We start from the raw sequence: 20,869 nt of genomic DNA, 5'->3' as shown, positions 1-20,869 counted from the left end.
TGTTTAATTTGTTAGTTGATTAGTTAGTATTCAAAGATAACAAAACGTTACATTTTTAATGCGAATAAAAAATATTAAAAAGTATTGTGCATTTGTAAAAAATGCTTAAATTTGCAGCTCGAAAATTATAAAGAATAAAAAGCGTTTAGCGATGAGAAAAGGTATACATCCGGAAAATTATAGATTAGTAGCATTTAAAGACATGTCTAACGATGATGTGTTTTTAACTAAATCTACTGCAGTTACTAATGAAACTTTAGAGGTTGATGGCGTTGAATATCCGCTTGTAAAAATGGAGATTTCAAGAACATCTCACCCTTACTATACTGGTAAATCTAAATTGATAGATACAGCTGGTCGTATCGATAAATTTAAAAATAAATACGCTAAGTTTAAAAAATAAATTTAGTCGCATAAATATTTAAAAGCCTTTCAAAATTATTGAAAGGCTTTTTTTGTGCACATTAGTGTTCTCGAACACAACGATAAGTTGCTGTTTTACTAGGTAAAATGAGGTAAAACTTTTTGCTGTAATGTTTATATTTGGCGTCTAAAAAATAAATTTATAGATGAACTACATTCTATTTGATGGTCCTTCGCGTGTTAATTTATTGCCATTTACCTTTACAAGACCAGTTGCAGATATTAGAGTAGGTGTTTTAACCATTCGAGAAAAATGGGAAACCTATTTAGGCTCAACAATAACAACGGTAACCGAAGATTATTTGTCAGATAAATATCCGATGGTAGAGATGGACGAGAATGTAATGATAAACGCCTCCTACCTACCCAACGAAACCTTAGTGTATCTGGTTGAAAATTTAAAGGAAAACCAAGCTGTTTTTGATGGAGACCAAGTGGTTGCCTTTTATGCCAAAGATACCCAAGAAGATATAGACTTTGATACCTACGAATCCGTTGAGCTTAGTAGTGACGTTATAAAAATAGAGCACACTTGGGATATTTTTTCTAAAAACGGAGAAGCCATTCAAGAGGATTTTAACCTAATTACAAAAAACAGAAAATCACAACCCATTTCGGCTACCAACAATATTGTGGCGCCAGAACATATTTTCATAGAAGAAGGTGCAACGGTAGAGTTTGCAACACTTAACGCCAGTCTTGGGCCAATATATATTGGTAAAGATGCTGTAATTATGGAAGGTGCCCTCATTCGCGGTCCGTTGGCTTTGTGCGATAGGGCAGGAATAAAAATGGGTACTAAAATTTACGGGCCAACAACCATTGGGCCTTGTAGTAAAGTTGGTGGGGAGATTAAAAATGCTGTGATTTTTGAAAACTCTAATAAAGGACACGAAGGTTATTTGGGTAACTCGGTCATAGGCGAGTGGTGTAATTTAGGAGCCGATACCAATAATTCCAATCTTAAAAATAATTATGCCGAAGTACGCCTTTGGGATTATGAAACCGAAGGCTTTGCTAAAACTGGATTGCAATTTTGCGGACTCATGATGGGCGACCACAGCAAATGCGGTATAAACACTATGTTTAACACCGGCACCGTAGTTGGTGTTAACGCCAATATTTATGGTAGCGGTTTTCCAAGAAATTTTATTCCGAGTTTCAGTTGGGGCGGAAATGCCGGCTTTACAACCTATAAACTATCAAAGGCCATCGAGGTAGCTCAAGTGGTAATAGGAAGAAAGAAATTAGAATTCACGGAAAAAGACAAAGCCATATTTGAGCACATTTTCGAAGAAACTAAAAAATTCAGAAGAGATTAGTATAGAGATATACTGAAGTGGTGACTAGCTCTCAATAGGTTAAAATTCAAAATATTATATTTGTTTTTAAACCTTTTTTTATGAAGTTATGCTGCTATCTCCTTTTATTTGTTGGCTGCTTTGGGTTTTCTCAAACTGAAAGGTATAAGATAACCAATTTAGAAATAAATAACGTGCACCCGCATTTTGGGTTGATGTATGCCAATGCAAATACCATTATTTTCACTTCATACCAGTTAAACAAAAAAGGAAAAGTAAAGAAGATTGCAAGAAATCCTGTGCTAACTATTTTTAAAGGTGAATTTGCTGCAAACGGACAAATAGCCAATATTACACCCATCGATATTGATGCTCAATTTGGCATGTCGCACATTACAAGTGCCACAATTTCACCTAACGGAAAACAACTCTACTTAACTACAAATTATAATGATAAAAACAGGCCTGAAGGTAATTTTAAAGACACTAATTTCCATATAAAAGTAGGCGAATACAATGAAGCTTTAGGTTGGACAAACTTTAAAGTATTGCCCTTTTGTAAGCCTAAGTTTTCGTATGCACATCCTAGTTTAAGTGCCGATGGCAAAACCCTGTATTTTATTGCCAATATTCGGGGCGGTAAAGAAACCACAAAAGGCGGATCGGATATTTTTAAAGTTGAAATTTTAGAAAACGGCAAGTATAGCGAACCTAAAAATTTGGGCAGTAAAGTAAACTCGTATAGCAGGGAAATGTTTCCGTTTATAAGTGCCGATAACACCTTGTATTTTGCATCAAACAGACCAAACGGTCATGGTGGATTCGATATTTACAAAAGCGAAATACATACCGATGGCACATTTTTAAAAGCCACAAAAATGCCAAAACCCATAAATAGCAATAAGGACGATTTTTCTTTTATAATCGACGCTCAAAACAAAACAGGTTACTTTTCATCTAAAAGAATTGAAGGAAAAGGCGATGATGATGTTTATTATTTTACGATAAATTGATAATAACTATATTTAGAAATTCATATTAAACCCAAGATTGTAATGTTAGGAATTTTACTTATTTATTTTTATTGGAAAAAGGTTTTATGATTTATCTGTAGATTATCAGCAAAATAAATGGCTGTATGCCATATTAAGTGTTGTTGTTTATTACACAGGAACTATTTTGGCTGGATTGGTTTTAGGTGTTTTGATTGGGTTAGGCATTATGGATTTAGACCTTAATAACACTTTTGTTATTGGTGTAATAACGGTGCCATTTGGATTGGGCTTCGTGTACTTGTTTTATATTTTATTGGAAAGAAAATGGAAAAAAACCGTGGTCGTTATTAAAGATGAGATTAATGATATTGGAAAACATGAATGAATTATGTGATTTTCTTATTGCCGTTTAGCATAAAAAAGGCATTCATTGCAAGTATAAAGACCAGTTGTCGACGAAATAAACTGGAGGAAATAGAAATTATTATATTTATTTTACTACAAAATATATTTTAATCGGTATTTTTATTATTTTCGGCGTTATTCATCATTGCCCCAAATAATGATAAAACGTGTTTTTTTAAACCATAAACAATTTGCATTACTTTATTTTATCGTGTTATCAATCGATATTGTTGTAAAGCTAAATTGTTCTCAGTTTCCTTATAGGTTTATGTCCAAACCTTGGATAATTGTAATTTTATTGTATTATTTTTATTTCCATGTAAATAATAAAAATGATAGAAAACACAAAATGGTGTTTTGGGCATTGTTGTCATTTCTTTTGGGCGATTTAATTATCTTGTTAAAAGGAGATAGCGTTGTTCTTTTAGGTTTAACCATCGTTTTTTTTACCGCAGCCAAATTGTTTTTAAGTTATAAATTCTCCCATAATAAAGATTTTAGTGTTTCAACCTTAATCCCCTTTACTTCAATTTTATTTGTTTATACCGTTTTTATGACTTGGTTTCTCTATGATGATCTCAAAGATTTTTTTATACCAGCATTAGGTTCATTCTTTATATCTCTCCTCATGCTTCAGTTTGCTTTTTTAAGAAAAGTTGTATTCAATAAAAAGAGTTTTACATTTGTTTTTATAGGTGTATTGGCCTATGTTGCAAGCGAAGGCATGCAGGCAGTGCAGTTGTTTAAAGGCATGTTTCCCATGCAGGAATTTTTAAGTTCGCTGTTTTATGGGGTTGGACTATATGCCATAGTTTTTGGTATTTTAAACGAAAAAGAATCCGAACACGAAAAGGTAGAAAAATTTGATGATAAAATTAATGTCTTTTAACTCATATATTCCGCAATAAAGCCATTGCCATTTCTTTAATCCTTTCCGTTTTTCAATATAATATATTAGTTGTAAATTTGCAGTCTTTTAATAGAAACAGGTTATATAACAGGGTTTTCCTTATGTGAAAATCTAAAACAAATACATGAAAAAGAAAGTCGCGTTTTATACTCTAGGTTGTAAGCTTAATTTTTCTGAAACTTCAACCATTGCCAGGAATTTTACCGATGAAGGTTTTAACCGCGTCGATTTTTCTGAAAAAGCCGATATATATGTTATCAATACCTGTTCGGTTACCGAAAATGCCGACAAGCGTTTTAAAACCATTGTTAAGCAAGCGCAAAAAGCGAACCCTGAAGCTTTTGTTGCTGCGGTGGGCTGTTATGCGCAACTTAAACCACAAGAATTAGCCGATGTTAACGGCGTGGATTTGGTACTTGGCGCTACCGAAAAATTCAAGATTACCGACTACTTAAACGATTTGTCGAAAAACGATTTTGGCGAAGTTCATTCCTGCGAAATTGAAGATGCCGATTTTTATGTTGGCAGTTATTCCATAGGCGATAGAACCCGCGCTTTTTTAAAAGTACAGGATGGCTGCGATTATAAATGTACCTATTGCACCATTCCGTTGGCTCGAGGTATTTCGCGAAGCGATGCTTTGGAGAACGTGTTGAAAAACGCTAAAGACATCGCAAAACAAAACATTAAGGAAATTGTTTTAACGGGTGTTAATATTGGTGATTACGGTAAAGGTGAATTTGGCAATAAAAAGCACGAACACACTTTTTTAGATTTGGTTACCGAGCTAGATAAGGTTGAAGGTATTGAGCGTTTGCGCATCTCTTCCATTGAACCTAATCTTTTAAAGAATGAAACCATCGATTTGGTTTCAAAATCCAGGGCTTTTGTGCCTCATTTTCACATACCCTTACAATCGGGAAGCAATGCCATTCTAAAAAAAATGAAGCGTCGTTATATGCGCGAGTTGTATATAGATCGCGTTTCAAAAATAAAAGAAGTGATGCCTCATGCTTGCATTGGTGTTGATGTAATTGTTGGATTCCCAGGTGAAACCGACGAGCATTTTTTAGAAACCTATAATTTTTTAAACGAATTGGATATTTCGTATTTACACGTATTTACGTATTCTGAACGCGATAATACCGAAGCGGCAGAAATGGAAGGTGTAGTGCCTATGAATGTAAGGAGCAAGCGCAGTAAAATGCTTCGTGGTTTATCGGTGAAAAAGCGTCGTGCCTTTTATGAAAATCAAATAGGAAGCCGAAGAACCGTTTTATTTGAAAGTGAAAATAAAGATGGATATATTCATGGGTTTACTGAAAACTATATTAAGGTAAAAACACCTTGGAACCCTGCATTGGTAAATACGCTGCACGATATTGAACTAACCAAAATTGACGAAGATGGCTTGGTGAGGTTTGAATTTGAAAAAGCACTGGCCCTGTAAAAACAAAAAAATCCGAAGCTTATTTAACTTCGGATTTAATATTTCTTGTAATTTCTAACTTCCTATATCCTCACACCAACCGGAAGCATACGTTTGTATTTTCTGTTGCTTCTTACAAACTTAGCAATTTCGGGGCTTGTTGGAACTACGCTTAAATTGCGCTCTTGAATTTGTTCAAAAACAAGGGTTAAAAATTCTTTCTTAAAATTTTCGTCTTTTATGCCTTCCGGAATAATAAGTTTGGTTAAAAAAATCTTTCGTTCTTGTAAAGAATATTCAATTTTTGCCAAATGGTCATCAATTTTAATTTCATATTGACGTAAAAAATCATTGTCAATTAATTCGGGAGTATCAACCATAATGTATTAATTTAATTTCTTAGGAATTTTTAAAATAGCGAGTACTATTTTATAACTTTGTGCAAAGGTACGAAAAAAAAACGATACCATTAACAGTTTAAGAGGTTAAAGCCTTATGAGTCAAGAGATAATACCTGTGTATTTTATGCCGGGAATGGCGGCAAGCCCTAAAATTTTTGAGCATATTAATTTGCCCGAAAATCAGTTTGAAATGCACTATTTAGAGTGGATGATTCCTTTAAAAAACGAATTGTTAAGCGCATATGCACTACGTCTTTCAAAGCATATCAAACACAACAATGTCGTCTTAATAGGCGTATCGTTTGGAGGTGTTTTGGTGCAAGAAATGGCGAAGCATATCAAGGTTAGAAAACTCATTATCATTTCTAGTGTAAAATCGATGCACGAGCTGCCAAAACGCATGCTTATCACCAAAGCCACAAAGGCTTATAGGTTAATACCAACCCAACTGGCTAGCAATATCGATGCTTTTGCTAAACTCGCTTTTGGAGGCAATATTAATAAACGCTTAGAGCTTTATAAAAAATATTTATCGGTAAACGATAGCGTATATTTAAGTTGGGCCATTAAAAATATGGTGTGTTGGAACCAGAAGGATTTTGATCCTAAAATAATACATATCCACGGCGATAACGATCCGGTTTTTCCGTTAAAAAATATAAAGCAATGTATTACCCTACAAGGCGGTACACATATTATGATTATTAATAAATATAAGTGGTTTAACGAAAATTTACCTCGTATTATTTTAGAAACATAATCCTTTTTTTTACCTTTAAAAAAACTTTTTAAAAATGAAGATATTACAGAAAGCACTTGCGTTTGTAGGATTATTAAGTTTATGCGGATTATTTATTTATGCCCTACAAGATGCTCCCACCGATGAAAATTTTGAAACCAAATTAATTAACGATTATAACGTATATGCGCTTCAAGTTCCCGATAATTTGAATTTTGCTGGCGAGCCATTGCCACTGCAAAATCCTGATATTTTAGAGCGCATGGACAGAGAGCTGTTGGTTAACACTTATTGGCAATCTAACGGATTGTTAATGTTTAAACGTGCCAAAAAATACTTCCCGGTTATTGAGCCTATTTTGGCAAAACATGGTATTCCAGACGATTTTAAGTATTTGGCAGTTATTGAAAGCGGATTAACAAATGCCGTTTCGCCCGCTGGAGCACGAGGTGTTTGGCAAATTATGAAATCTACAGGAAGAGAAAACGGATTGGAAATTAATACCAATGTTGACGAGCGTTATAATTTGGAAAAAGCCACCGAAGTAGCCTGTAAATATTTAAAAAAATCAAAAGAAAAATTAGGTTCTTGGACTTTGGCAGCGGCAGCTTATAATGGTGGTATCGCGGGGATGTCCAGACGTTTAAAAGCCCAAAATGTTAATAATTACTACGATTTGCTACTAGGCGAAGAAACTGGTCGCTACCTGTTTAGAATTGTCGCTTTAAAAGAAATTTTATCAAACCCCAATAAATACGGGTTTAATTTTAGAGAAAAGGATTTATACAAAAATATACCAACTTATAAAGTAGAAGTGGATACGGCAGTTACCAATTTTGCCAAATTCGCACAAGATTTTGGTATCAATTACAAAATATTAAAACTGCACAATCCCTGGTTACGCGAACCTCATCTTAACAACAAATCCAGAAAACTGTATAAGATTGATATTCCTAAAGACGGCTTTTACCAGACCGGTCCATAAATGCTCGATTTTATAAAAGAAAACATTTGGTATTTACTCATTATAATCAATTACATATTGGCTATATCTGCAGTAATTACCGTTTTTTTAAAACGCATAAATCCCACCAAAACGTTATCCTATATTATTGTTTTGGTGTTTTTTCCGTTTTTGGGTTTGCTGGTTTATTATCTCTTTGGTCAAGAGTATCGGAAAAATAAAATTTTTAGCAGAAAACATATTCTCAATAAAAGTATTGTAAAAAACATCAATAAGGAATTTGAGTTTAGCAAAGCCCAAGTTAAAAAGGTTGATAATTATTTAGACGATAAGGTAAAACTGGTAAAACTGCTTTACCAAAGTGATGATGAGCCTTTAACCTTAAAAAATAAAATTGAAATACTTAAAAACGGCGATGTAAAATTCAAACATCTTTTAAGCGATCTAAAAAAAGCAGAACATCATATTCACTTAGAATATTATATTGTAAAAGATGATGATATTGGAAGGCAAGTGTTAAGTGTGCTTTGCGAGCAAGCAGAAGCTGGTCTGAAAGTGAGATTGATTTACGATGATGTTGGTAGTAAAATATCAACCCAAATGAAGCGTAAACTAACCAATTCTGGAGTAAAGCACCATCCGTTCATGCCCGTTCTTTTTTCCAAATTCACAGGAAAAATGAATTACAGAAACCACAGGAAAATTGCGATAATAGATGGTAAGATTGGTTATGTTGGTGGTATTAATATCGCAGACGAATATCTTAATGAAAACGATACCGACCGTTTTTGGCGCGACACCCACATGCGTATTGAAGGAGAAGCTGTAAAATCATTGCAAATCCATTTTTTATCCACTTGGGATTTTGTGTCGGATGAAAGGCTGGCAGTTTATAAAACGTTTTTTCCAGAGGTTGATATCGAAAACGGCAACGTTGCTTTACAGATTGCTGCGAGCGGACCAGATACCGATTGGGCAAATATTATGGAGGTTATTTTTACGGCCATTGTTACGGCAAGCGACTATATTTATATTACAACACCATATTTTGTGCCCAATGAGCAGATAATAACCGCTTTACAAATTGCGGCTAAAAGTGGAATTGATGTTAGGTTGATCATTCCAAAAAAATCAGATTCTTGGATTGTTAAACACGCCTCAAACTCGTATTTGGGTGCTTTGTTAAAAGCAGGTGTTAAAGTGTATAAATATAATAAAGGCTTTGTACATGCGAAAACTATGGTGGTGGACGATATATTTTCTACCGTTGGTACATCAAATATGGATTACCGTAGCTTTAACATAAACTTTGAAATAAATACTTTTATTTATGATAAAACCCAAAGTAAAATCATTAAAAAGCACTTTTTAGAAGATATGGAAAATAGCGATGCCGTAAATTATAATACGTATTTAAATCGCTCCAACTTTGAAAAATTAAAAGAATCGTATTGCAGACTGTGGTCTCCGCTCATTTAACCTCTGCGTTTTTGGGCCCTTAATGAGCCGCCAGCCCCATAATGTTGGTTCGGTCCGGCAGCGCGCTTCATATTTTGTTTCATCATTTTAATCTGATCGGTAAGCATGCCTTGTTTATCTAGTTTTTGAGCTTCAGATAATAGTTTTTGTGCCTCTTGTTTTCTTCGTTTGGAAAATGCGATACCTGATAAATTCAATTTGGCCATAGCTAAATCATGATCCATGGATAAGCCCAATGAAATCGCCTTTTTAAAATATTTTTCGGCTTCATTCATATTGCTTTGAGATACCATTAAACCGTGCAGGTAATTGTAATAGCCTTGCTGTTTTCTTACCAAGGCCGATTCAGGATTTTTAATTTTGCTCAACCATTTTTTTGCGCCATCAAAATCTTGTTTACGCAATCTTAAAAATGCCAGTAAAATAAATTCATTTTTAAAATAAAGGAACACAAAAATTAAGGATAACAAAATAAACATAATACCATTGCCAATATAACCTTCGGTAAATTGGTAAACGGCATAAGCAATAATTCCCGCTGCAATAATTAGTTTTATAATTTTATTGTACATGTTGCGTAATTTGAAATAAGGTTTAGAAGATTTTTATTGAAAATAATCTTTTTTTGTTGTTTTGTAACTGCAAAGAAACTAAATTTTTATCAATAAAAGAAGATTCAATGGCAACAAAAACCAAGGGTTATCCCAAATAAATAAAGGTGTGGCAAGCATTTTTTCTTTTAAAAAATAAATTAAAAATATTTTAAAATAAGGTTTGTCAAAGTAATAAAGGCTTTGTATATTTGCCCTCGGTTTTTAGGGGAGCCTAATACATTATAAAAATTACAATTCAGATTTAAAGATATAAGATAATGAGTAAAAGAACATTTCAGCCATCTAAGAGAAAGAGAAAAAACAAACATGGTTTTAGAGAAAGAATGGCTTCTGCCAACGGCAGAAAGGTACTAGCTCGCAGAAGAGCTAAAGGAAGAAAAAAATTATCTGTGTCATCTGAAATTAGACATAAGAAATAATGATTAACAATTGTTGATAATTTAAAAGGTGTTACTTAACGGTAACGCCTTTTTTTATATCTACTAAACAGTATTTTTGTAACACTTTTAAATAAAACACAATACAAATAAAATGCCGAAAAACGAAACACTAAAATCTATTTTAATTATTGGTTCTGGTCCAATTATTATAGGGCAAGCATGCGAATTTGATTACTCAGGATCTCAAGCATTACGATCGTTGCGGGAAGATGGAATAGAAACGGTATTGATTAATTCCAATCCAGCAACAATTATGACAGACCCTTCAATGGCTGATCATATTTACTTGTTGCCACTTACCACAAAATCGCTTGTAAAAATACTAAAGGAACACCCGCAAATCGATGCTGTTTTACCAACTATGGGTGGACAAACGGCACTTAATTTATGTATTGAAGCCGACGAAAAAGGAATCTGGGAAGATTTTGATGTTGAAATTATTGGTGTGGATATTGATGCCATTAATATCACCGAAGATAGAGAGCAGTTTAGAGAACTGATGCTAAAAATTGGAGTGCCCATGGCGCCTCAAGCTACGGCAACATCGTATTTAAAAGGAAAAGAAATTGCACAGGAATTCGGGTTTCCATTGGTAATTAGAGCGTCTTATACATTGGGTGGAGCAGGCGCATCCTTTGTGCATAAAGAGGAAGAATTTGATGAATTGTTAACCCGTGGTTTAGAAATTTCACCAATCCACGAAGTGATGATCGATAAAGCACTTATTGGCTGGAAAGAGTACGAATTAGAGTTGCTTAGAGATGCCAATGACAACGTGGTTATTATATGTTCTATTGAAAATATGGACCCTATGGGAATTCATACTGGTGATTCCATTACGGTAGCTCCAGCAATGACTTTAAGCGATAGAACTTATCAGAAAATGCGTGATATGGCCATCCATATGATGCGAAGTATTGGCGATTTTGCCGGTGGTTGTAACGTGCAATTTGCCGTATCGCCAGACGAAAACGAAGATATTATCGCTATTGAGATTAACCCACGTGTATCGCGTTCTTCGGCATTAGCAAGTAAAGCAACTGGTTACCCCATTGCAAAAATTGCCGCTAAATTGGCTTTAGGTTACAACTTAGATGAATTGAACAATCAAATTACAAAATCCACATCGGCATTGTTCGAGCCAACTTTAGATTATGTGATTGTGAAAATACCACGTTGGAATTTCGATAAATTTGAAGGCAGCGACCGGACTTTAGGGCTTCAAATGAAATCCGTTGGCGAAGTTATGGGTATTGGGCGTTCTTTTCAAGAAGCACTGCATAAAGCCACACAGTCATTGGAGATTAAACGAAATGGTTTAGGCGCAGACGGAAAGGAAAATAAAAATTACGACCAAATCATTGAGAAGCTAACCTATGCCTCTTGGGATCGTGTTTTTATAATTTACGATGCGATTCGTATGGGCATTCCGCTAAGTAGAATCCATGAAATCACCAAAATTGATATGTGGTTCTTAAAACAATATGAAGAGCTGCACTTCCTTAATAATGAAATTTCAACCTTTACCATTGATACTATTCAAAAGGATTTATTGCTTGAAGCGAAACAAAAAGGCTATGGCGACCGCCAAATAGCGCACATGTTGAATTGTTTAGAAAGTCAGGTTTATAATAAAAGGGAAGAACTGGGCATCAATCGAGTTTACAAATTGGTTGACACATGTGCCGCAGAGTTTGAAGCCAAAACACCGTATTATTATTCTACTTTTGAAAGTGATATGGAAACCGCAGATGGCAACCGTTTTGCGCACAATGAAAGTATTGTAACCGATAAGAAGAAAATAATCGTTTTAGGTTCTGGCCCCAACAGAATAGGGCAAGGGATTGAGTTCGATTATTGTTGTGTTCATGGGGTTTTGGCAGCCGCTGAATGTGGTTACGAAACCATTATGATTAATTGTAATCCTGAAACCGTTTCAACCGATTTTGACACGGCAGATAAATTATATTTCGAGCCTGTTTTTTGGGAGCATATTTACGACATTATCAAGCATGAAAAACCAGAAGGTGTCATCGTGCAATTGGGCGGGCAAACCGCTTTGAAACTTGCTGAAAAGCTAACCAAATACGGCATTAAAATTATAGGAACCAGTTTTGAATCGTTGGATTTAGCTGAAGATAGAGGGAATTTCTCAAAATTATTAAAGGAAAATAATATTCCTTATCCACAATTTGATATTGCGACCACGGCCGATGAAGCTGCAGCCATTGCAGATGTTTTAGATTTCCCGATTTTAGTGCGTCCGTCTTATGTTTTAGGAGGGCAAGGCATGAAAATTGTGATTAATAAAGAAGAATTAGAAAAACATGTGGTTGATTTGTTACGCCGCATGCCAGGGAATCAGTTGCTTTTAGACCATTATTTGGATGGTGCTATTGAAGCTGAAGCTGATGCGATTTGCGACGGCGAAGATGTTTACATTATTGGGATTATGGAACACATTGAACCTTGCGGAATTCACTCGGGCGATAGTAATTCAACGCTGCCACCTTTTAATATAGGCGAATTTGTGATGCAACAAATAAAAGATCACACTAAAAAGATTGCTTTAGCATTAAATACGGTTGGCCTGATAAACATTCAATTTGCGATTAAAGACGATATCGTTTACATTATTGAAGCTAACCCAAGAGCCTCTCGTACCGTGCCATTTATAGCAAAAGCCTACGGCGAACCTTATGTAAATTATGCCACCAAAGTGATGTTGGGAGAAAAGAAAATTAAGGATTTCGATTTTAATCCTAAATTAGATGGTTTTGCAATAAAGCAACCGGTGTTCTCATTTAATAAATTTCCAAATGTGAATAAAAAACTGGGGCCGGAAATGAAAAGTACAGGCGAAAGTATTTTGTTTATCGATAGCTTAAAAGACGATCAGTTTTACGATTTGTATTCGAGACGAAAAATGTATTTAAGTAAATAATAATTTGAATAAAAAAAGCCGCAATAAGCGGCTTTTTTTATTCCTTCTTTTTCATATTAAATTCGAATGAAACGGCAATGGTTTCGGAAATTTTATTCCGCACTATTTTTGGTATTTCAATATCAAAATCAGATGCTTTTGCTTTAAAATGTCCCGACAAAATAATCTTATTATTATCTTTTAAAATGGATATATTTAAAGCATTAAAGTGTTTTGTTTTTCCGTGAAAAGTCAATTCGCCTTTTAAAGTATAAGGCAAGGTTTCGGTTTTCAAATCGGTAATGTCAAAATCCTTTATTGTTCCTTTAAAAGTAGCTTTTGGAAACGTATCGGATTCCGCATAGTTTTCATTAAAATGCTCTTCCATCAAAGCATTTTTAAATCGAAAACCTTTCACTAAAGCTAATGCTGCAAATTCGCCATTATCGGTATTTATTATAGCGGTAACTAAGTTGTGAGTTGCTTTAACTTTTTCAAAAGTGGGTACTGAGGCTTCAAAATTAACCATTCCTGTTTTAGTGATGTATTTGGTTTGCGCAGACAAGCCAAAACCAATTAAAAACAAGATGCAAAAAATGTTTTTCATAACTATAAAATTACATGGTTATTGCTTAAAATTTACTGCTCCAATAAGCCATCAGCTTGCCATTGTATAATTTGGTCAATTAGGTTTTGTGGCAACCTTGGACCACCCAAAGGCATGGCTCCAGCTTCTCCTGCTTGTTTTGAAATCCGACCAATTAAACCATTGATTTGAACTGCATTTTTCACCTCGGTATAAGTGGTTAAGGAAATTGGTGCACCGTTTACCGGCGGATTGCTATGGCACATAATACAGTTGTTGTCAATAATGGGTTTTACATCACTATTATAAGTAATTAATTTAGGTAATGCTTCTTTGTCAATCAAGTCGTCGGTACTTGTATTGGTGCATCCCAAAAAAATGAGTGATGTTAAACCTAAACTTATAATTACTTTTTTCATAGCTGTTGGTTTAAAAAACTCTGCTAAGGTTAAATCCGAAATAAATGTTGCCATCGCTCCAATCGCCTGTACCTTGGCCCAAAAACGTATTGGTGTTCATGCCCTGTGCATTGGTAAAATGCATTTGAAATACATGTCCGCCAGTTTCTAAATCCAGACCTATGGACAGCGGATTTTTAAACGGCGAATTATTATCTCTGTTCAAATGCCAACCATAGTCCATGTTTAGAGACCAGCGTTTACCTAGTTTATACCGACCTCCAAAACCCAAAGCAAATTGCGAGTTGTCCTGCTCGCTTATTTTTACTTGATTTTCAGCATAAAATGAAGCTGTTAAATTATCATGGAAAAAAGTTGGTGCTATTTCAACCGAAAAATCAGTGTTTATTTTTCTCGATATCAATAATTGAACAGTATAGCCTAAGCGGTGTTTAAACTTTAAAAGGGGCAAATTTTTTTTATCTAAAGCGGTGTTTATTAAAAACGAATTATAGCCAATTACGGTAAAAGGAAAACTATTTTCGGTTTGTCTCAGTATTCTGTATTTTGCTGAAAACTCGTAAATTTTCTGAAAAGAACTTCTGGAAGCTCCAATATTAAAACCGTTTGAAATACCGTACACAAAATTTAAACGTGTTACCGCATCGTCTAGACCAAAAAAGCTGTCAAAACCATTTTCAATACTGCCAAAACGGTGGGCCACAATAAAGGTTAACTGTTTTTTGGCGACCAGTTTGGTCGATTCAAAATTTACAATTTTCAATCCTTTAAACACAGCGGTTGCATATTGTGTTCCTGTTGAATCGGTATTAATTTCATCCAATAAATCATCTTGGGCAAAACAAATCAAAGGAAAGCAAAGCATGAAAAATACGAGTTTCATAAATTGTTATTGCTTTATAAAACGTTTTGTGTGATGGATGCCTTCAGACGAGATTTTTACAACGTATAATCCGTTGTTCAAACCCGAAATATCCAAAGTGGTTTTGGTTATAGTGTTTGAATAAAGTTGTTTGCCCAATAAATCGAAAACGCTAATAGTGCCCGAATTTAATCCTTTAGGAAGTTTAAACGAAATTACGGTATTTGCTGGGTTTGGATGGATTGCAAATCCTTTTAAACGAAAATCATCTACACTAAGCGCACCTTCTACGGTTATGGTACCCTTCATGGTTGACGGATGAAAATTACATTGGTACGGATTTGAACCAACAACATTAAAGGTTTTAGAAAATGTCATTCCGTTTCCTGTTTTTGAACCACTATCAAAAGTTTCTGCACTTCCTGCTAAGCTTGTTACGGTGTGTGGCGCTCCGTCCGTCCAAGTCCAAATAACAGTATCACCTTCATCAATAGTTAAATCTAGGGTTCCAATTCCAATTTCCCAATTAAGATTATGGGTGGTTTGAGCATGTGCACTTAACATTCCTAAAAACATTAATGCGAGTAGTTTTGTTTTCATAATTGTAGTTTTAGTTAATTAATAATGGTGCATTGGTCTAATTTAACTTGCTCCAACAAATCGTCATAGCCTATGCAACGTCCTTTTACTTTAACAGTAGTATTGATTTTTATTGATTGGTTTAAAATGTCGTTGAATTGACAAAAAACCAAGTGGTTTAAGGTGATATTGTTCTTATTGATTTCGGTAGCTATACCTAAGATTTCAATGGTTTTATTAAGGTAAGTTTGTTCAGATTTAAGGGCGTTTTGCTTAAATTCGTCACTAATAGTTTGAGGTGTTGTAGTGAATTCGGCCTTTTCAGTTTCAATATCTCTATGGTCTTGATAAATGTATTGATAGCCAACAAACACGCATAAAGTTAATAGCACTATTAATAAAAACCAATTGCGTTTATTTTTGCTACTAACCATTTTAGTGGAGGGTTAATGTTAGTTTTAGTCGTGGTTAAATATTTTTATTTACATTTTTTACCAAATTGTCGCATTTTTCAAACCCAAATTCAAACACATTTGGTTTTTGCGATAATTCGTAAAGATTGTCTTTTAGCATTTGTTTGGCCCGATGGGTTCTTACTTTAACGTTGTTAATTGAAATATCAAGGCAATCACTAATATCCTTAATTTTCATGTTTTCAACTTCGCTTAGTATGTAAACCACTTTATACTTTTCTGGAAGCTGGTCAATTATTTTTTCCAAAATCCATTGGGCTTCTTTTTGAATGATATGATGCTCAGGATTCATGTTTTTTGATGCTTCTATAAACGATTTATGGTTTTGGGTATTTGGGTGGATAAGCATTTTACGCTGATTAGATTTCAATTCGTGCAGCGCTTCATTAATTCCTATCCTAATCAACCACGTTGAAAACCCCGATTTTTTATTAAATTGATAAAGTTTCTCGTAAGCCTTTATATACGTGTTCTGCATAATATCTTTTATCACATTTTCATCCTTAATATAGCTCCGCACAACGCGATATAGTTTCTGGTTATTTCTTCGCATTAAAATTTCGTACAGGCCTTTTTCTCCTTTCAGAATTTGTGTAATAACATCAAAATCATGAATAGTCTGATTGTTATAATCATTTATTTTAATGGCTTTCATGTGTTTGTTTTTTCTTTAGATGGGTTTACTAACAATTAGTTACAAAATTTTGTAACTATTTTAAAGTTTAGGTATCAAAAGCATAGAATAACTAAAATAATGATATTATGAATGAACAAACATTGCTGAAGTATACCTTTGGTTTAGTGCCCATTGTGGCTGGATTAGATAAATTTACGAATATTTTAACAGATTGGAGCCAGTACCTAAGTTCTGGATTTCAAGACTTATTGCCTTTTGATGCCTCAACTTTTATGATTATTGTTGGAATTATTGAAATTGTAGCAGGAATTATTGTATTGGTTAAAACCAAAATAGGTGCCATAATAGTAGCATTATGGCTGGCATTAATTGCCTTGACCCTAATTTTTAGCGGTCATTATTTAGATGTAGCCGTACGTGATTTGGTTATGGCCATTGCAGCTTATGTATTGTTTAAACTTAGTAGCTAATTTAATAGTGTTGGTAGTTTAAATCGCATAACAAATCAAACATATTGTTGTGCGATTTTTTGGTTTTAACTAAACTCTATTTTAACGTTATTTGCTTTAAGTAACTCTAAATGCTCTTCAATCTTAAAACTTGAAGCTTTAAAATTTTCAGATCTTTTTTTAGCATGTTCCTGTCTGGTAATACTTCTTGAAAACCTGCGGATGGCCGTTTTGGAGTTTAAAATAATTCCGGGAACGGGCACATTGTTTCCATCATCGTCTTTTGCTACCATGGTAAAATACGATGAGTTGCAATGTTTGATTTCTCCGGAATGAATGTTTTCAGATTCCACCCGAACACCAATAACCATCGAGGTTCGCCCCGTGTAATTTACAGAGGCTTTTAGGGTTACCAATTCGCCAACTTCAATAGGATGTAAAAAATTAACTTTGTTCACAGATGCCGTTACACAATAATGTCTGGAATGCCTTGAAGCGCAAGCAAAAGCAATTTGATCCATTAAATTTAAAATATAACCACCATGAATTTTGCCACTAAAATTGGAATACATGGGTTTCATTAATTCTGAAATTGTGATTTGGGAATCTTTAATGTGTTTAAACATAGTTTTAAATTTTATAAGTCGTCGTCTTCTGAATTTTCATCAGCGATTTTTAATAACTTCTCATTAACCTGCTTGTTGGCCTTAATACCAAGTTTTTTTATATTTTCAACTTTAGAAAGTAAATTTCCTCTTCCAGTTAGTTTTTTCATAGTTGAATCATAACTACCTTTTACTGTATTTAGTTGGTTGCCTACCTTCAATAAGTCGTTAGTTAAGTTTACAAATTGATCATATAATTTTCCCGCTTGGGTAGCAATTTCAAGAGCATTCTGTTTTTGTCTATCATTTTGCCATAAATTCTCAATTAATTTTAAGGCCGCCAATAAAGTCGATGGCGTTACAATAATAACATGTTTCCCAAATGCTTCTTCGTAAAGTTTAGGTTCGTTTGAAGACGCTAAAGCAAAAGCAGGTTCTATGGGTATAAACATAAAAACGGTATCTGGACCTGCGTCATATAAATAGTGATATTTTTTTGTACTTAATTGATCGACGTGTCTTTTAATTGAATTGATATGGTTTTTTAAATGAATTTGTTTTTCATTATCATCATCAGAAGAAACGAATCGTTCAAAATCAGTTAGCGACACCTTACTATCGACCACAATTTTTTTTCCGTCCGGAAGATGTATTAAAACATCGGTTCTAAGTCTCTTGCCCTCATCGTCTATATGCGAGTCTTGTAGGCTATATTCTCTCCCTTCGTTAAGTCCAGATTTTTCCAAAACTCTTGTTAAAATGATTTCGCCCCAGTTTCCTTGAATTTGGCTATCACCTTTTAAGGCTCTGGTTAAATTGGTGGCTTCTTTGGTCATTTGTTGGTTAAGGTCTTTTAATCCTAACAATTGCTCTTTTAAGGCCGAATGCATACTGATGCTTTCCTTTTGGGTTAGATCTACTTTTTCCTCAAAAGTTTTTATTTTTTCTTGAAGCGGATTTAAAATATTTTTGATGTTCTCCTTATTTTGAAGCGTGAATTTCTCCGTTTTTTCATCAAGTATTTTAGTAGCCAAAAGCTCGAAGTCTTTTCGCAATTGCGTTTGGCGTTCTTCTATTTCGGCATCGCGTTTTATATTTAACTGTTGCAGGTTTTCGAATTCGGTGTTTCTTCGTGTTAATTCAGCATTTAAAAAGTCTTTTTCGTTACGAATAGCTTCACGTTCGTTTTCAATTTTGCTTAAATTTTGCTTTAATTCATCAATGGTTTGATGCATTTGATTTTGGCGTTCCTCTAAAGTACTTTGTTCGCTTTTGCTTTTAAGTTTGGTAAATAGCATGCCCAAATAGGCACCAATGCCACCAGAAATAAGAATAGCGATGATAAGAATTACGTTGTCGTTCATTTAAAATAGAAGTTTATCCAAAGATAAATTTTTACCTTGAGGATAAAAAGAATATGTAGGAGATATATTTGCTTTAATATTAAAGCACAGAGGTATTGATTTCTATATCTGCATCTTGCCAAGCCAGGTTAAACTCTTGCATAACCCCGGCCGCTTCATTTAATTTTCCTTGAGCCTTTAAGCTTTCATGTAAGCCCATTAACGACCATCCATTTTGTCTTAAATCTTCTAAATCTTTATGATAAACCATTTCTGCCTCACTATATTTTCCGGCTTTTAATAAAGCGGCTCCTAAGTTTTGCCTCGGAGGAATATACCAAGCGGCAGGCTCGTTGTAAATAAGCTTGTCTTCCATTTCTACGGCTTTTTCAAAATGATTAATCGCTAAACTGTAATTTTCTTCCAATAATGCGATTTCGCCCGCAACCACTTGGTAAGCTAATTTTGCAATCGTAGTGCCGTTGTCAAAACCAGTCGCTACAAGGGTTTCCATTTCGGGGTCATCAACCAATGCTTGTATGGCCTCAAGTTCTTCTTTGGCTTCCTTGATATTGTTCTTTCTAACAAAAGCAACGCCTCTAGCATAATGCCATATAAGTTTAAGATGCTTAATACCGTCGTTAGGTTTTGGATAGGTTAAAATATCGTTCCATTTACCAAATCTGGTGTATGCCAAAAGTGGGGTTGCAGCAAAGTTTTGTAAAAAATGTAGTTCTTTCATTTCGCCCACAGGAACTTTTTCAGCCGTTTTTTTTGCAGCATCAATGGCGAGGTCGCTATTTCCTAAAAAGCTTGAAGCGGACCATAAAAAATGAATGTTATGCGGATAATACCCTAACGGATACATGCCTTGGGAAAGGCATTGTGAAATATAATCTTCATCAGCTAAAATCGCTTTTTGGTTGGCGGTAACAGCGTCTTTGTAACGTCCAACTCGTATAAAGATATGCGATGGCATATGAACAATATGTCCCGCTGTAGGCATTAAACCTCCTAGTTTTTCGGCGCTCGGAACAGCTAAATCCGGCTTAGGCAGTTCTACCATGTGAATGTAATAATGGTGCGCTCCGGGGTTGTCAGGACTCATAGTCATGGCTTTTTCTAAGGCCGCTTTGGCCTCTGGTATATTTGGTGACGGATTGCCTTCATTATCCCAATAATTCCAAGGAACCGTATTCATAACAGAGGCTGCATAAAGGGTTAAAATATCTGAATCATTCGGATATGTTTTGGCTACTTCGGCCATGGATTGCATGTAGTTGTGGTTTAATTCTGATACTTCTTTTTCCAAGTCGTCCGAATATCTGTGCGTTAATGCTTCGATTAAAGCTTGTTCTTTTTGCGAGGCATTGGGTGATAATTTAACCGCTTTGGAAATGGCCTCATTGTATTTGTTTTTTCGGTTATCGTCTGGAAAAGGGTCGTTAATATTTGGACCTAAAGCATAGGCTTGCCCCCAAAAAGCCATGGCCAAATTCGGATCCAATCGCGCCGCTTCCATAAAGGAACGATGAGCTTCGGCATGATTAAAAGCATAGGTTAACCGTAAGCCTTGATTAAAAAACCGTTGTGCCAAATCATTTTTGGTGCTTACTTTATAACTGTGATTTCCAAGATTTTCGAATAATGGTGATATTTGTTTTGTTGAATCAACGTCTGTAAGAACGAATTTTGCAGGCATACATTTAATAGCATTTGTACCTACTTTTTTTGAATAATCAAATTCATTTTCCTTGTTAAATTGAAAAAATAATAGCCCTATAAAAAATGTAATTGTTATAAGAATTAAACCTGCTTTGAATTTCATGACTTTTAAATTAGTGGTTAGTAATGCATAAAATGATGTAGATTTGAATCTAAAAATAGTTTAAG

At 34.5% G+C, this 20,869-nt stretch carries 23 protein-coding genes; 12 read left to right on the top strand and 11 right to left on the bottom strand.

All coding sequences use genetic code 11. The features are described from left to right. The first annotated feature begins 151 nt into the window (after positions 1 to 151). The 6 genes from RNZ46_RS03305 to mtaB all read left to right on the top strand — a co-directional run bounded on the left by RNZ46_RS03305 (position 152) and on the right by mtaB (position 5,484). Positions 152 to 403: a type B 50S ribosomal protein L31 gene (locus RNZ46_RS03305; protein WP_311941027.1), complete on the top strand. Its 252-nt coding sequence runs from the start codon at positions 152 to 154 to the stop codon at positions 401 to 403. Between the two features lie 166 nt (positions 404 to 569). Next, positions 570 to 1,745, top strand: a complete 1,176-nt coding sequence (locus RNZ46_RS03300; RefSeq protein WP_316983965.1) for a GlmU family protein — start codon at positions 570 to 572, stop codon at positions 1,743 to 1,745. Positions 1,746 to 1,825: 80 nt separating this feature from the next. Beyond that, positions 1,826 to 2,737: a TolB family protein gene (locus RNZ46_RS03295; RefSeq protein WP_316983964.1), complete on the top strand. Its 912-nt coding sequence runs from the start codon at positions 1,826 to 1,828 to the stop codon at positions 2,735 to 2,737. A gap of 166 nt (positions 2,738 to 2,903) precedes the next feature. Next, the gene (locus RNZ46_RS03290) at positions 2,904 to 3,104 is read left to right on the top strand and encodes a hypothetical protein (protein ID WP_316983963.1); all 201 of its coding nucleotides are present in this window, start codon (positions 2,904 to 2,906) and stop codon (positions 3,102 to 3,104) included. A gap of 177 nt (positions 3,105 to 3,281) precedes the next feature. Beyond that, positions 3,282 to 4,013, top strand: coding sequence for a lysoplasmalogenase family protein (locus RNZ46_RS03285; RefSeq protein WP_316983962.1), 732 nt, complete (start codon positions 3,282 to 3,284; stop codon positions 4,011 to 4,013). Positions 4,014 to 4,158: 145 nt separating this feature from the next. Further along, on the top strand, positions 4,159 to 5,484 hold the full coding sequence (mtaB, locus tag RNZ46_RS03280) for a tRNA (N(6)-L-threonylcarbamoyladenosine(37)-C(2))-methylthiotransferase MtaB (protein WP_316983961.1): 1,326 nt from the start codon (positions 4,159 to 4,161) through the stop codon (positions 5,482 to 5,484). 62 nt (positions 5,485 to 5,546) lie between these two features. Here mtaB and RNZ46_RS03275 read toward each other — a convergent pair whose 3' ends face one another. Continuing rightward, the gene (locus RNZ46_RS03275) at positions 5,547 to 5,843 is read right to left on the bottom strand and encodes an N-acetyltransferase (RefSeq protein ID WP_316983960.1); all 297 of its coding nucleotides are present in this window, start codon (positions 5,841 to 5,843) and stop codon (positions 5,547 to 5,549) included. 115 nt (positions 5,844 to 5,958) lie between these two features. Between RNZ46_RS03275 and RNZ46_RS03270 the strand changes: the two genes are divergently transcribed. Genes RNZ46_RS03270 through cls form a run of 3 tightly spaced genes read left to right on the top strand, consistent with a single transcriptional unit; the run spans position 5,959 to position 9,046 of the window. Beyond that, positions 5,959 to 6,624, top strand: a complete 666-nt coding sequence (locus RNZ46_RS03270; RefSeq protein ID WP_316983959.1) for an alpha/beta hydrolase — start codon at positions 5,959 to 5,961, stop codon at positions 6,622 to 6,624. A gap of 34 nt (positions 6,625 to 6,658) precedes the next feature. Further along, positions 6,659 to 7,588: a lytic transglycosylase domain-containing protein gene (locus RNZ46_RS03265; protein ID WP_316983958.1), complete on the top strand. Its 930-nt coding sequence runs from the start codon at positions 6,659 to 6,661 to the stop codon at positions 7,586 to 7,588. After that, a complete protein-coding gene (gene cls, locus RNZ46_RS03260) occupies positions 7,589 to 9,046 on the top strand; it encodes a cardiolipin synthase (protein WP_316983957.1) in 1,458 nt (485 codons plus the stop codon). On the opposite strand, the gene RNZ46_RS03255 is transcribed toward cls, so the two are convergent. After that, complete coding sequence (locus tag RNZ46_RS03255) at positions 9,043 to 9,618, bottom strand: tetratricopeptide repeat protein (protein WP_316983956.1); 576 nt, start codon at positions 9,616 to 9,618, stop codon at positions 9,043 to 9,045. The two genes, cls and RNZ46_RS03255, sit on opposite strands and share 4 nt — an antisense overlap. Before the next feature lie 299 nt (positions 9,619 to 9,917). Between RNZ46_RS03255 and rpmH the strand changes: the two genes are divergently transcribed. After that, on the top strand, positions 9,918 to 10,079 hold the full coding sequence (rpmH, locus tag RNZ46_RS03250; RefSeq protein WP_311941059.1) for a 50S ribosomal protein L34: 162 nt from the start codon (positions 9,918 to 9,920) through the stop codon (positions 10,077 to 10,079). 112 nt (positions 10,080 to 10,191) lie between these two features. Then, complete coding sequence (gene carB, locus RNZ46_RS03245) at positions 10,192 to 13,044, top strand: carbamoyl-phosphate synthase large subunit (RefSeq protein WP_316983955.1); 2,853 nt, start codon at positions 10,192 to 10,194, stop codon at positions 13,042 to 13,044. 37 nt (positions 13,045 to 13,081) lie between these two features. Here carB and RNZ46_RS03240 read toward each other — a convergent pair whose 3' ends face one another. Genes RNZ46_RS03240 through RNZ46_RS03215 form a run of 6 tightly spaced genes read right to left on the bottom strand, consistent with a single transcriptional unit; the run spans position 13,082 to position 16,597 of the window. Next, positions 13,082 to 13,630 (bottom strand): YceI family protein, encoded by a 549-nt coding sequence (locus RNZ46_RS03240; RefSeq protein ID WP_316983954.1) that lies wholly within the window; start codon positions 13,628 to 13,630, stop codon positions 13,082 to 13,084. Between the two features lie 32 nt (positions 13,631 to 13,662). Continuing rightward, a complete protein-coding gene (locus tag RNZ46_RS03235; RefSeq protein WP_316983953.1) occupies positions 13,663 to 14,028 on the bottom strand; it encodes a hypothetical protein in 366 nt (121 codons plus the stop codon). A 10-nt stretch (positions 14,029 to 14,038) separates the two neighbouring features. Then, positions 14,039 to 14,911: a DUF5777 family beta-barrel protein gene (locus RNZ46_RS03230; RefSeq protein WP_316983952.1), complete on the bottom strand. Its 873-nt coding sequence runs from the start codon at positions 14,909 to 14,911 to the stop codon at positions 14,039 to 14,041. A 6-nt stretch (positions 14,912 to 14,917) separates the two neighbouring features. Continuing rightward, positions 14,918 to 15,490, bottom strand: coding sequence for a T9SS type A sorting domain-containing protein (locus RNZ46_RS03225; RefSeq protein WP_316983951.1), 573 nt, complete (start codon positions 15,488 to 15,490; stop codon positions 14,918 to 14,920). A 14-nt stretch (positions 15,491 to 15,504) separates the two neighbouring features. Next, positions 15,505 to 15,903 carry an OB-fold protein gene (locus tag RNZ46_RS03220; RefSeq protein WP_316983950.1) on the bottom strand — a complete coding sequence of 133 codons (399 nt, stop codon included), beginning with the start codon at positions 15,901 to 15,903 and terminating at the stop codon, positions 15,505 to 15,507. Between the two features lie 34 nt (positions 15,904 to 15,937). Then, positions 15,938 to 16,597, bottom strand: a complete 660-nt coding sequence (locus RNZ46_RS03215) for an RNA polymerase sigma factor (RefSeq protein WP_316983949.1) — start codon at positions 16,595 to 16,597, stop codon at positions 15,938 to 15,940. 107 nt (positions 16,598 to 16,704) lie between these two features. On the opposite strand from RNZ46_RS03215, the gene RNZ46_RS03210 reads away from it, so the two are divergent. Next, positions 16,705 to 17,049 (top strand): DoxX family membrane protein, encoded by a 345-nt coding sequence (locus RNZ46_RS03210; protein ID WP_316983948.1) that lies wholly within the window; start codon positions 16,705 to 16,707, stop codon positions 17,047 to 17,049. Between the two features lie 65 nt (positions 17,050 to 17,114). Here the strand turns inward: RNZ46_RS03210 and RNZ46_RS03205 are convergent, their stop codons facing one another. The 3 genes from RNZ46_RS03205 to RNZ46_RS03195 form a co-directional block, all read right to left on the bottom strand. Then, positions 17,115 to 17,654 (bottom strand): acyl-CoA thioesterase, encoded by a 540-nt coding sequence (locus tag RNZ46_RS03205; RefSeq protein ID WP_316983947.1) that lies wholly within the window; start codon positions 17,652 to 17,654, stop codon positions 17,115 to 17,117. Positions 17,655 to 17,665: 11 nt separating this feature from the next. Beyond that, entirely contained in the window at positions 17,666 to 18,997 is a 1,332-nt protein-coding gene (locus RNZ46_RS03200) for a DNA recombination protein RmuC (protein WP_316983946.1), read from the bottom strand. Positions 18,998 to 19,076: 79 nt separating this feature from the next. After that, positions 19,077 to 20,678 (bottom strand): tetratricopeptide repeat protein, encoded by a 1,602-nt coding sequence (locus RNZ46_RS03195; RefSeq protein WP_316983945.1) that lies wholly within the window; start codon positions 20,676 to 20,678, stop codon positions 19,077 to 19,079. Positions 20,679 to 20,869: the final 191 nt, after the last annotated feature.

The sequence above is a fragment of the Hwangdonia lutea genome (assembly GCF_032814565.1).
Classification (GTDB): Bacteria; Bacteroidota; Bacteroidia; order Flavobacteriales; family Flavobacteriaceae; genus Hwangdonia; species Hwangdonia lutea.
The sequence above is the reverse complement of the archived record's forward strand: the minus strand, read 5'-3'. Positions and strand labels throughout refer to the sequence as shown.

Bases quoted from the DNA above. Each gene is read 5' to 3' on its own strand.
- RNZ46_RS03305 (WP_311941027.1), top strand. From the start codon at position 152: ATGAGAAAAGGTATACATCCGGAAAATTATAGATTAGTAGCATTTAAA.
- RNZ46_RS03300 (WP_316983965.1), top strand. From the start codon at position 570: ATGAACTACATTCTATTTGATGGTCCTTCGCGTGTTAATTTATTGCCA.
- RNZ46_RS03295 (WP_316983964.1), top strand. From the start codon at position 1,826: ATGAAGTTATGCTGCTATCTCCTTTTATTTGTTGGCTGCTTTGGGTTT.
- RNZ46_RS03285 (WP_316983962.1), top strand. From the start codon at position 3,282: ATGATAAAACGTGTTTTTTTAAACCATAAACAATTTGCATTACTTTAT.
- mtaB (WP_316983961.1), top strand. From the start codon at position 4,159: ATGAAAAAGAAAGTCGCGTTTTATACTCTAGGTTGTAAGCTTAATTTT.
- RNZ46_RS03275 (WP_316983960.1), bottom strand. From the start codon at position 5,843: ATGGTTGATACTCCCGAATTAATTGACAATGATTTTTTACGTCAATAT.
- RNZ46_RS03270 (WP_316983959.1), top strand. From the start codon at position 5,959: ATGAGTCAAGAGATAATACCTGTGTATTTTATGCCGGGAATGGCGGCA.
- RNZ46_RS03265 (WP_316983958.1), top strand. From the start codon at position 6,659: ATGAAGATATTACAGAAAGCACTTGCGTTTGTAGGATTATTAAGTTTA.
- cls (WP_316983957.1), top strand. From the start codon at position 7,589: ATGCTCGATTTTATAAAAGAAAACATTTGGTATTTACTCATTATAATC.
- RNZ46_RS03255 (WP_316983956.1), bottom strand. From the start codon at position 9,618: ATGTACAATAAAATTATAAAACTAATTATTGCAGCGGGAATTATTGCT.
- rpmH (WP_311941059.1), top strand. From the start codon at position 9,918: ATGAGTAAAAGAACATTTCAGCCATCTAAGAGAAAGAGAAAAAACAAA.
- carB (WP_316983955.1), top strand. From the start codon at position 10,192: ATGCCGAAAAACGAAACACTAAAATCTATTTTAATTATTGGTTCTGGT.
- RNZ46_RS03240 (WP_316983954.1), bottom strand. From the start codon at position 13,630: ATGAAAAACATTTTTTGCATCTTGTTTTTAATTGGTTTTGGCTTGTCT.
- RNZ46_RS03235 (WP_316983953.1), bottom strand. From the start codon at position 14,028: ATGAAAAAAGTAATTATAAGTTTAGGTTTAACATCACTCATTTTTTTG.
- RNZ46_RS03230 (WP_316983952.1), bottom strand. From the start codon at position 14,911: ATGAAACTCGTATTTTTCATGCTTTGCTTTCCTTTGATTTGTTTTGCC.
- RNZ46_RS03225 (WP_316983951.1), bottom strand. From the start codon at position 15,490: ATGAAAACAAAACTACTCGCATTAATGTTTTTAGGAATGTTAAGTGCA.
- RNZ46_RS03220 (WP_316983950.1), bottom strand. From the start codon at position 15,903: ATGGTTAGTAGCAAAAATAAACGCAATTGGTTTTTATTAATAGTGCTA.
- RNZ46_RS03215 (WP_316983949.1), bottom strand. From the start codon at position 16,597: ATGAAAGCCATTAAAATAAATGATTATAACAATCAGACTATTCATGAT.
- RNZ46_RS03210 (WP_316983948.1), top strand. From the start codon at position 16,705: ATGAATGAACAAACATTGCTGAAGTATACCTTTGGTTTAGTGCCCATT.
- RNZ46_RS03205 (WP_316983947.1), bottom strand. From the start codon at position 17,654: ATGTTTAAACACATTAAAGATTCCCAAATCACAATTTCAGAATTAATG.
- RNZ46_RS03200 (WP_316983946.1), bottom strand. From the start codon at position 18,997: ATGAACGACAACGTAATTCTTATCATCGCTATTCTTATTTCTGGTGGC.
- RNZ46_RS03195 (WP_316983945.1), bottom strand. From the start codon at position 20,678: ATGCCTGCAAAATTCGTTCTTACAGACGTTGATTCAACAAAACAAATA.